We start from the raw sequence: 10,922 nt of genomic DNA, 5'->3' as shown, positions 1-10,922 counted from the left end.
TCGTCCGGGGCACCGAGGGCGCCCGCGTCGCCGTCGAGTGGGCGCCCGCCGCCGGGGTCCCCGAAGGCGGGGCGACCCCGACCGAGCCCGTCGAGTTCTCACCCGGCGACCTGCCCGTGCTGCGCGAGGCCGGGGCCCGCTACCTCCGCGAGGAACCCTCCGTGCCCGTCCGCCTCACCGGGGCCGTGGTCCGGATGCGCCGGTCCGCCGCGCGCGGCGAGGGAACCGTACGGCTGCGCGTCCTCGCCGGGGCCGAGGTCCCGCACGTCCGTATGACCCTCGACGAGGAGGCGTACCGGATCGCGGGGCACGCCCATCTCGTCGGACTGCCGGTACGGGTCCACGGACGGCTGGAGAGCCGGGGTGGCTTCCGGCGGCTCACCGACGCGGGCGGCGTCGCACCCGTGGAGGTCGACGAGGCGGAGCGGGACCGCCTCATGAAGTCGCTCCAGGAAACGGCGGAGATCACCGCCTTCTTCGAGGAGGCGTGCGGAGGGGAGTGAGAGGGCCCCTGTGGGGCGCGGGCGAGCGAGAGTCCGCGCGGGGCGGCGAGTGAGAGCCCCCATACGCGGGTCGCGGCGCAGACCCCCGCGCGGGAGCGAGCGGCAGCCACGTACGGGCCCTCGGCGTCCCTCGCCGGGTCGCGAGGACCGGCGAGGGCGTAACCGTTTCGCAGAGGGCACCCCCGGCTCGGTACGATTCCTGTCTGCGTACGCGGACGCGTGCGCGACCACCATCAGGCAGGAGAGACCGGTGTCAGACGTCCGTGTGATCATCCAACGCGATTCCGAGCGGGAAGAGCGCGTGGTGACGACGGGCACTACGGCCGCCGACCTCTTCGCCGGTGAGCGCGCCATCGTCGCGGCCCGCGTGGCCGGTGAACTGAAGGACCTCGCGTACGAGGTGCAGGACGGCGAGACCGTCGAGGGCGTCGACATCTCCTCCGAGGACGGCCTGAACATCCTGCGGCACTCCACCGCGCACGTCATGGCCCAGGCCGTCCAGGAGCTGTTCCCGGAGGCCAAGCTCGGTATCGGACCGCCGGTCCGGGACGGCTTCTACTACGACTTCGACGTCGAGAAGCCGTTCACGCCCGAGGATCTCAAGGCCATCGAGAAGAAGATGCAGGAGATCCAGAAGCGCGGCCAGCGCTTCGCCCGCCGCGTCGTCACCGACGAGGCCGCCCGCGAGGAGCTCGCGGCCGAGCCGTACAAGCTGGAGCTGATCGGTCTCAAGGGATCGGCGTCCTCCGACGACGGCGCGGACGTCGAGGTCGGCTCCGGCGAGCTGACGATCTACGACAACCTCGACGCCAAGACCGGTGACCTGTGCTGGAAGGACCTCTGCCGCGGTCCGCACCTGCCCACCACCCGGAACATCCCGGCGTTCAAGCTGATGCGCAACGCCGCCGCGTACTGGCGCGGCAGCGAGAAGAACCCCATGCTCCAGCGCATCTACGGCACGGCCTGGCCCTCGAAGGAGGAGCTGAAGGCGCACCTCGACTTCCTCGCCGAGGCCGAGAAGCGTGACCACCGCAAGCTGGGCAACGAACTCGACCTGTTCTCCATCCCGGACGAGATCGGCTCCGGTCTCGCCGTCTTCCACCCCAAGGGCGGCATCATCCGCAGGGTCATGGAGGACTACTCGCGGCGCCGCCACGAGGAGGAGGGCTACGAGTTCGTCTACACCCCGCACGCCACGAAGGGGAAGCTCTTCGAGGTCTCGGGCCACCTGGACTGGTACGCCGACGGCATGTACCCGCCCATGCAGCTCGACGAGGGCGTGGACTACTACCTCAAGCCCATGAACTGCCCGATGCACAACCTGATCTTCGACGCGCGCGGCCGCTCCTACCGTGAACTGCCGCTGCGCCTCTTCGAGTTCGGGACCGTCTACCGCTACGAGAAGTCCGGCGTCGTACACGGGCTGACCCGGGCCCGCGGCTTCACGCAGGACGACGCGCACATCTACTGCACCCGCGAGCAGATGGCGGAGGAGCTCGACAAGACGCTCACCTTCGTCCTGAACCTCCTGCGGGACTACGGCCTCACCGACTTCTACCTGGAACTCTCCACCAAGGACCCGGAGAAGTTCGTCGGCTCCGACGAGGCGTGGGAGGAAGCCACCGAGACGCTGCGCCAGGTCGCCGAGAAGCAGGGCCTCCCGCTGGTCCCGGACCCGGGCGGCGCCGCCTTCTACGGTCCGAAGATCTCCGTGCAGGCCCGTGACGCCATCGGCCGCACCTGGCAGATGTCGACGGTCCAGCTCGACTTCAACCTGCCCGAGCGCTTCGACCTGGAGTACACCGGCCCGGACGGCACCAAGCAGCGCCCCGTCATGATCCACCGCGCGCTGTTCGGTTCCATCGAGCGCTTCTTCGCGGTGCTCCTGGAGCACTACGCGGGCGCGTTCCCGGCGTGGCTGGCGCCCGTCCAGGCGGTCGGGATCCCGATCGGCGACGCGCACGTCGAGTACCTGCAGAGCTTCGCCGCGGAGGCGAAGAAGAAGGGGCTGCGCGTCGAGGTCGACGCGTCCTCCGACCGCATGCAGAAGAAGATCAGGAACGCCCAGAAGCAGAAGGTGCCGTTCATGGTCATCGTGGGCGACGAGGACATGAACGCGGGCACGGTGTCGTTCCGCTACCGGGACGGCTCGCAGGAGAACGGCATCCCGCGTGACGAGGCGCTGGCGAAGCTCGCCGACGTGGTGGAGCGCCGCGTCCAGGTGTGAGCCGCCCTCGCCGCTGAGCGCGTGAGAAGGAGGCCCCCGGGGGTGTGGATCCCCGGGGGCCTCCGCTCGTCCTCGCGGGCGAACATCATCGGGAGCCGGGGCCGGTTGGTCCATCGCCCCGGCCTGGTCCCGGCCGTCCCGCCCCGGCACCCGGCGACACGCCGCGAACGGACGAAGCCATATGCTGCACTGCATGACGAGTGAGCCGGAACAGCAGATCGGAGTGGGAACGCAGGACGCGTTCCAGCGCCTGTGGACGCCCCACCGGATGGCCTACATCCAGGGCGAGAACAAGCCGACCGGTCCGGGGGCCGACGACGGCTGCCCGTTCTGCTCCATCCCGGCCAAGTCGGACGAGGACGGCCTGATCATCCGGCGCGGGGAGCACGTGTACGCGGTGCTCAACCTCTACCCGTACAACGGTGGCCACCTCATGGTCGTGCCGTACCGGCACGTCGCCGACTACACGGACCTCACCGTCCCGGAGACCGCCGAGCTGGCCGAACTCACGAAGCAGTCCATGACCGCCCTGCGTACCGCCTCCGGCGCGCACGGCTTCAACATCGGCATGAACCAGGGCACGGTCGCCGGCGCTGGCATCGCGGCCCACCTCCATCAGCACATCGTGCCCCGCTGGGGCGGCGACACGAACTTCATGCCGGTGGTGGGCCACACGAAGGTGCTGCCGCAGCTCCTGGGCGACACGAGGAAGATGCTGGCGGAGGCGTGGCCCAGCGTGTGAGAGAGGGCCGCCTGTCCGTCTGCCGGGTGCCTGATCGCCGGCGGGTGCAGGTCAGCTGTGGCTGATCGCGCAGTTCCCCGCGCCCCTGAAAAGCCGGGGGCTACGCCCCCAGGCTTTTCATCTGAAGGCCGGGCCGCAGGCCCAAGCCTTCAGGGGCGCGGGGAACTGCGCGAGCAACCACACACCACCCGCACCCGTCAACGAACACGCACCCCCGAGCTACAAGGCACCCCGCCCAAGCCGGCGCAGCGCTCACGCGTCGTAGACGTCCGCCTTACGCGGCGTGGGATCCTGCACCGCCCCGCTGAGGAACGCCGAGCGGGAGCCGAACTTCTCCGTGTCCACGCCGTTCTCCGCCAGCACCTTGATCGCGGCGTTGTGGACGACCCGCAGGACCGGCGTCGCGGCGCGCAGCGCGTCGTCGGCCATGAACCGGTGCCGCCACGGCTGGTCCGCCCAGGCGTGCCGCAGACCGAACGGCTCCGGCAGGCCCATGGAGCCGCCGAGCCAGTTGAGCAGCGGCGGGTACCAGGTCAGCGGGGCGCGCGCGGTGAGCCGTACGACCTCGTCGGCGTCGACGAGGGGGAGCTTGATCTTGCGGGTCTCCCAGAACCTGACCGACTTCTGGACTTCCTTCTCCTTGGCCGCAGGCCCGGTCGTGAACAGGCCGTGCACCGGACCCAGGGCGTGCCCGGTCACCTCGATGCGGAGCGTCTGGTGCAGGACGGTGACCGTCACCAGCATCGTGATGATCAACTGGCCGTCCCAGAGCGTCCATTGCACACCCAGGTAGTGCCGGTTGCCGCTGCCGAAGTGCTGCTTGTTGCAGATCTCCTGTATGGCGTGGTTCTTGTACTGGTACGCCTCCACGTCGGTGCCGTCGGGCCGTGCCACGGCCCCGGCGCCCTCACCGATGGGGCTGACGATCCAGTGCTTGATGGAAGGAGCCGTGAAACCACCCGTGTTGAGGGGGGTGCGCTCCAGCATCCGCAGCTGGTCGTGGATGGCCCGTATGACGTCCCAGCTGCGGAACGGGTGGATCTCCTTGCCGGACTCGGCGGGCACCAGGTCCTCGGCCAGCTGCCAGCTGCCCCACCGGGTACCCATGCCGAGGATGCCCTTGGGGCCGGCGTAGAAGACGAGATTGGAGCGCTGCTCGGCGCTGAGCCGGGCGAGTTCCTTGCGCAGCTGCTCAGCCTTGGTCTCGCCGGGGCTGCCCGGCACGGCCTCGGGGACCTTGGCGCCGATGCCGCCGCCGGACAGCAGGCCGGACCAGCGGTCCCGCAGGTCCTGGGCGGTGCGCTCGCAGATCTGCTTGGCCCAGAACCAGCCGACGACCGGCAGCACCACGCACGCGCGGGCGTACCAGGCCCAGAACCCGTCGAACGGCATCCTGAGCAGGATGATCACGGCGAGAGCGCCCACGGCGACGAGCAGGGTGCTGCCCAGGGCACCGGCCCGCTTGTCCTCACGCTTGGAGATCGTCGTGCGGATCTGGAAGACCAGCAGCCACAGCAGCAGGCCGGGCAGGAAGAGCAGGCCGCACAGGACCATCACCGCCGACAGCCAGTTGTCGCGCTCCCGGCGGATGTTGGTCGCCGCGAGGCAGTGCTCGACGACGACCTGCGGCTCCATGCCGAAGGACTGGATGAGCGGTTTGCGGCCCGCACCGACCATCCGGTCCCGCACCGCGAGGGAGAACGCCTCCCCGAGGTTCGGCCGGAAGATCGTCGCCCACTTGCGGCCCGGTTTCACCGAGGACTTGTGCCACTCGTTGTTGGCCTTGAGGATCTCGTCGACCTCGTTGTCCCGGTAGGCCGCGGACGCCAGGGCGTACGTCGCCGCCGTCTGTCCCGCGGTGCCCGTCAGAGGCACCTGTGCCCCGGGAGTGAAATCGAATTCGTCCGCCACCGCCGCCCCCATCGCCGCACATTCGCTCCTGCGGCTCTTCCCGACTTCCGTGCTCCGCACACCTGTTGATCAGGTCATCACCCGATCCGGAGCTGATCAAGCAACACTTGTCGATCAGGTGATCAGCCTATCCACAGCCACGGACATCGCGCGGCGCGAAGAACGGACATTCACGGAACCCCCCGGCCTTGCCCTCCCGAGCGGGAGGACGGGGCCCCGACACCCGTCGGCGGACGGCCGCGGCCGCCCGCCGACATGCCGGCAGTCCCTTCCGCCGATCCCGAACCGTCAGTTCGCCCTCAGTTCTCCTTCGCCCGTTCGCGAAGCCGCTCGGCCACCTGCGGCGGCATCGGCTCGTGGCGGGTGTAGCGGCGGCCGAAACGCGCGGTGCCGTGGGAGAGCGAGCGCAGATCGACGGCGTAGCGGTCGATCTCGATCTCGGGGACCTCGGCGCGCACCAGGGTGCGCCCGCCGCCCGCCTGCTCCGTACCCACGACCCGGCCGCGCCGCCCCGACAGGTCGCTCATGACCGGGCCCACGTACTCGTCGCCGACCAGCACCGACACCTCGGCCACCGGCTCCAGCAGATGGATCTTCGCGTCGGAGGCCGCCTCGCGCAGCGCCAGCGCGCCCGCCGTCTGGAACGCGGCGTCGGAGGAGTCCACCGAGTGCGCCTTGCCGTCCCGCAGCGTGATCCGCACGTCGATGAGCGGATAGCCGGCCGCTACCCCCTTGGCGGCCTGTGCCCGCACGCCCTTCTCGACGGACGGGATGAACTGCCGGGGCACCGCCCCGCCGACGACCTTGTCCACGAACTCGATGCCCGAACCGCCGGGCAGCGGCTCCACGTCGATCTCGCAGATCGCGTACTGCCCGTGCCCGCCGGACTGCTTCACATGGCGGCCCCGCCCGGCCGACCTGCCGGCGAACGTCTCCCGCAGGGAGACCTTGTGCGGGACGACGTCGACCTGGACGCCGTACCGGCTGCGCAGCCGCTCCAGTGCCACGTCGGCGTGCGCCTCGCCCAGGCACCAGAGCACCACCTGGTGGGTGTCCGGGTTCTGTTCGAGCCGCATCGTCGGGTCCTCGGCGACCAGCCGGGACAGGCCCTGGGAGAGCTTGTCCTCGTCGGCCTTGCTGTGTGCCTGGATCGCGAGCGGCAGCAGCGGGTCGGGCATCTCCCAGGGCTCCATGAGCAGTGGGTCGTCCTTCGACGACAGGGTGTCGCCGGTCTCCGCGCGGTTCAGCTTCGCCACGCACGCCAGGTCGCCCGCGATGCAGTGCGTGAGGGCTCGCTGCTGTTTGCCGAAGGGCGCCGACAGGGCGCCGATCCGCTCGTCGACGTCGTGGTCCTCGTGTCCGCGGTCGGCGAGCCCGTGCCCGGAGACATGCACCGTCTCGTCGGGGTGCAGCGTCCCGGAGAAGACCCGCACCAGCGAGATACGGCCCACATAGGGGTCGCTGGCCGTCTTCACGACCTCGGCGACCAGAGGCCCGTCCGGATCGCAGGCCGCCCCGATCTCCCGCGGCGCGCCGTCCGGCGTGGTGACCGACGGCGCCTCGCGCTCCAGAGGTGTGGGGAAGCCGCCGGTGATCAGCTCCAGCAGCTCGACGGTGCCGATGCCCTGGCGGGCGCCCTCGGCGGCGGGTGCAGCGGCGAGCACGGGGTGGAAGACACCGCGGGCGACGGCCCGTTCCAGGTCGTCGACGAGCGTCTTGAGGTCGATCTCCTCGCCGCCGAGGTAGCGGTCCATGAGGGTCTCGTCCTCGCTCTCCGAGATGATCCCCTCGATCAGCCGGTTGCGTGCCTCCTCGATGTCCGGCAGCTGCTCGGGGCCCGGTTCGGACTCCTTGCGCTCCCCGGACGCGTAGTCGAACAGCTTCTGCGACAGCAGGCCGATCAGCCCGGTCACGGGCGCGTGCCCGTCCGGGCTCTGCGGGCCGTGCAGGGGCAGGTAGAGCGGCAGTACGGCGTCGGGGTCGTCCCCGCCGAACGTCTCCGCGCAGATCCGCGTCATCTCCTCGAAGTCCGCCCGCGCGGCCTCCAGATGCGTGATCACGATCGCCCGCGGCATGCCGACCGCCGCGCACTCCTCCCACACCATGCGGGTCGAGCCGTCGAGGCCGTCGGAGGCCGAGACGATGAAGAGGGCCGCGTCCGCCGCTCGCAGACCGGCCCTGAGTTCCCCGACGAAGTCGGCGTATCCGGGGGTGTCCAGAAGATTGACCTTGTACCCGCCCCATTCCACGGGTACCAGGGAGAGCTGCACCGAGCGTTGCTGCCGGTGCTCGATCTCGTCGTAGTCGGAGACGGTGCCGCCGTCCTCCACACGGCCCGCCCGGTTCACGGCTCCCGCGGTCAGCGCGAGAGCCTCCACCAGAGTCGTCTTGCCCGATCCGGAGTGGCCGACCAGCACCACATTCCGTACGGACGCGGGGTGGTCGGCCGCCGTAGCTCTGCCGGCGGCCCCGGGGTGTGCGTTCGCCTTGTCGCCCATGGTCCTGCCTCCCGTGCACGGTGAGGTCACTGTGGGCGCGGACACGCGAGGGCCGCGTGCGGTGGCGGCTCCGGCGACGCCCGCGGTCCTTCGAGCTTTCCACTCCCGTCGTGGTGCGTCCATACGACGGACGTGATCCCTCCTCCCGAGCAGGTGGGGCGCGGTGACGGCCGGCCGCGCCCCCGCCGCGCCACCGGTGCGTTCAGGACAGGACACGGCAGGCCGATGCCCGACGGTCGCCCGTGCACACCCGTGGCTACGATGGGCCAGCCGACGGCCAGCAGGGGCCGCCCGGCGACACCGACCCTCGGGAAGGCCATGCTGAACAAGTACGCGCGTGCATTCTTCACGCGTGTCCTCACACCGTTCGCCGCGTTTCTGATCCGCAGGGGCGTCAGCCCCGACACGGTCACGCTCCTCGGCACCGCCGGAGTGATCGCGGGCGCGCTGGTCTTCTACCCCCGGGGCGAGTTCTTCTGGGGCACCGTCGTCATCACGCTGTTCGTGTTCTCGGACCTCGTCGACGGCAACATGGCCCGCCAGATGGGCCGTTCCAGCCGCTGGGGCGCCTTCCTCGACTCCACCCTCGACCGTGTCGCCGACGGCGCGATCTTCGGCGGCTTCGCCCTGTGGTACGCGGGCGGCGGCAACGACAACGTCCTGTGCGCGGTGTCGATCTTCTGCCTGGCCAGCGGCCAGGTCGTGTCGTACACCAAGGCGCGCGGCGAGTCGATCGGTCTGCCGGTGGCGGTCAACGGCCTCGTGGAGCGCGCCGAGCGCCTGGTGATCTCGCTGGTCGCGGCCGGTCTCTCGGGACTGCACACGTTCGGCGTGCCCGGCATCGACGTCCTGCTGCCGATCGCCCTGTGGATCGTCGCCGTCGGCAGCCTCGTCACGCTGATCCAGCGCGTGGTCACCGTGCGTCGTGAGTCCGCCGAGGCGGAGGCGGAGGCCGCCGCGTCCGCCCCCACGGACACGACTTCGGGGGACTCCCCGCGCAACAGCGAGGCGACCTCGTGAGCGGTCTGCAGGAGCGCCTCACCGACGGGCTGTACGGCCTCGGCTGGGGCACCGTGAAGAAGCTGCCGGAACCCGTCGCCGTCCGCCTCGGCACCACGATCGCCGACACCACCTGGAAGCGGCGCGGCCCACTCGTCCGCCGCCTGGAGGCCAACTACGCGCGCGTGGTGCCGGACGCGAGCCCCGAGCGGCTCGCGGAGCTGTCCCGCGCGGGCATGCGGTCGTACCTGCGCTACTGGATGGAGTCCTTCCGGCTCCCCGCCTGGAGCGAGCAGCGGATAAGGAGCGGCTTCGCCCCCGAGGACCTCCACCATCTGACGGACGGCCTCGCCTCCGGCCAGGGAGTCATCCTCGCCCTGCCCCACCTCGCCAACTGGGACCTCGCCGGCGCCTGGGTCACCACCGAGCTGAAGACCCCGTTCACGACGGTCGCCGAGCGCCTCAAGCCCGAATCCCTGTACGACCGCTTCGTCGCCTACCGCGAGGGGCTCGGCATGGAGGTCCTGCCGCACAACGGTGGCACCGCCTTCGGCACGCTGGCCCGGCGGTTGCGCGACGGCGGCCTGGTCTGCCTGGTCGCCGACCGCGACCTGTCCGCCTCCGGCGTCGAGGTCGACTTCTTCGGTGAGCCGACCCGGATGCCGGCCGGACCCGCCCTCCTCGCCCAGCAGACCGGAGCCCTGCTCCTGCCGGTCACGCTCTGGTACGACGACTCGCCCGTCATGCAGGGGCGGGTCCACCCCCCGATCGAGGTACCCCAGTCAGGTACCCGCGCCGAGAAGACGTCTGTCATGACACAGGCGCTGGCCGATGCCTTCGCCACCGGCATCGCCGACCATCCGGAGGACTGGCACATGCTCCAGCGCTTGTGGCTCGCGGACCTCGATCCCGCGAAGGATCCTGAGAGGACCTCCAAGGGGTCCTCCGAGGACCCCGGGAAGGGACGCCCGTGAGGATCGGCATCGTCTGTCCCTACTCCTGGGACGTACCCGGGGGAGTGCAGTTCCACATCCGCGACCTGGCCGACCATCTCATCCGTCTCGGCCACGAGGTGTCCGTCCTGGCCCCCGCCGACGACGACACGCCCCTGCCGCCGTACGTGGTCTCCGCGGGCCGCGCGGTCCCGGTGCCCTACAACGGCTCGGTGGCCCGTCTGAACTTCGGGTTCCTGTCGGCGGCCCGGGTGCGGCGCTGGCTGCACGAGGGCACGTTCGACGTGATCCACATCCATGAGCCGGCCTCGCCGTCGCTCGGCCTGCTCGCGTGCTGGGCGGCCCAGGGGCCGATCGTCGCCACGTTCCACACCTCCAACCCGCGGTCGCGGGCGATGATCGCCGCGTACCCGATCCTCCAGCCCGCGCTGGAGAAGATCAGCGCGCGCATCGCGGTGAGCGAGTACGCCCGCCGCACCCTCGTCGAGCATCTCGGCGGCGACGCGGTCGTCATCCCGAACGGCGTCGACGTCGACTTCTTCGCCCGCGCCAAGCCCGAGCCCGACTGGCAGGGCGACACGCTCGGCTTCATCGGCCGTATCGACGAGCCCCGCAAGGGCCTGCCCGTCCTGATGAGGGCGCTGCCGAAGATCCTCGCCGAGCGTCCGCAGACCCGGCTGCTGGTCGCCGGGCGCGGGGACGAGGAGGAGGCCGTGGCCTCGCTGCCCGAGGAACTGCGTTCGCGCGTGGAGTTCCTCGGCATGGTCAGCGACGAGGACAAGGCGCGCTTCCTGCGCAGCGTCGACGTGTACGTCGCCCCCAACACCGGTGGCGAGAGCTTCGGCATCATCCTCGTCGAGGCCATGTCGGCGGGCGCCCCGGTGCTCGCCTCCGACCTCGACGCGTTCGCCCAGGTCCTCGACCAGGGCGCCGCGGGTGAGCTGTTCGCCAACGAGGACGCCGACGCGCTCGCCAGCGCCGCCGTACGCCTTCTCGGCGACCCCGCCCGCCGCGCCGAGCTCCGCGAACGCGGCAGCGCCCATGTCCGCCGCTTCGACTGGTCGACGGTCGGCGCGGCGGGCGGGGTCG

7 protein-coding genes and 1 pseudogene are annotated in these 10,922 nt (G+C 70.8%); 6 read left to right on the top strand and 2 right to left on the bottom strand.

All coding sequences use genetic code 11. From position 1 onward, the window contains the following. The 3 genes and pseudogenes from AOK15_RS00040 to AOK15_RS00030 all read left to right on the top strand — a co-directional run. A pseudogene (locus tag AOK15_RS00040) lies at positions 1–503 on the top strand (hypothetical protein); the annotation flags it as partial. A gap of 250 nt (positions 504–753) precedes the next feature. Continuing rightward, the gene (thrS, locus tag AOK15_RS00035; RefSeq protein ID WP_055511300.1) at positions 754–2,730 is read left to right on the top strand and encodes a threonine--tRNA ligase; all 1,977 of its coding nucleotides are present in this window, start codon (positions 754–756) and stop codon (positions 2,728–2,730) included. Between the two features lie 181 nt (positions 2,731–2,911). Then, positions 2,912–3,472, top strand: coding sequence for an HIT family protein (locus AOK15_RS00030; protein ID WP_055511298.1), 561 nt, complete (start codon positions 2,912–2,914; stop codon positions 3,470–3,472). Between the two features lie 252 nt (positions 3,473–3,724). Here AOK15_RS00030 and AOK15_RS00025 read toward each other — a convergent pair whose 3' ends face one another. Both AOK15_RS00025 and AOK15_RS00020 read right to left on the bottom strand, forming a co-directional pair. Further along, positions 3,725–5,395 carry a hypothetical protein gene (locus AOK15_RS00025; protein WP_055511297.1) on the bottom strand — a complete coding sequence of 557 codons (1,671 nt, stop codon included), beginning with the start codon at positions 5,393–5,395 and terminating at the stop codon, positions 3,725–3,727. 287 nt (positions 5,396–5,682) lie between these two features. Beyond that, a complete protein-coding gene (locus tag AOK15_RS00020; protein WP_055511295.1) occupies positions 5,683–7,881 on the bottom strand; it encodes an elongation factor G-like protein EF-G2 in 2,199 nt (732 codons plus the stop codon). Positions 7,882–8,142: 261 nt separating this feature from the next. Here AOK15_RS00020 and pgsA point away from each other — a divergent pair, with 261 nt between their 5' ends. The 3 genes from pgsA to AOK15_RS00005 form a co-directional block, all read left to right on the top strand. Continuing rightward, positions 8,143–8,901 carry a phosphatidylinositol phosphate synthase gene (pgsA, locus tag AOK15_RS00015; RefSeq protein WP_079058215.1) on the top strand — a complete coding sequence of 253 codons (759 nt, stop codon included), beginning with the start codon at positions 8,143–8,145 and terminating at the stop codon, positions 8,899–8,901. Further along, positions 8,898–9,854, top strand: coding sequence for a phosphatidylinositol mannoside acyltransferase (locus AOK15_RS00010; RefSeq protein ID WP_055511291.1), 957 nt, complete (start codon positions 8,898–8,900; stop codon positions 9,852–9,854). Before pgsA ends, AOK15_RS00010 begins: the two co-directional genes overlap by 4 nt. Then, on the top strand, positions 9,851–10,922 hold a 1,072-nt coding region (locus AOK15_RS00005; protein ID WP_055511290.1), incomplete at its 3' end, for a glycosyltransferase family 4 protein. The genes AOK15_RS00010 and AOK15_RS00005, both read left to right, overlap by 4 nt.

Origin of the sequence: Streptomyces ossamyceticus, from assembly GCF_001418475.1 — a bacterium.
GTDB lineage: Bacteria > Actinomycetota > Actinomycetes > Streptomycetales > Streptomycetaceae > Streptomyces > Streptomyces ossamyceticus.
Note: the sequence above shows the minus strand (reverse complement) of the source record. Positions and strands in the feature narration are given on the sequence as shown.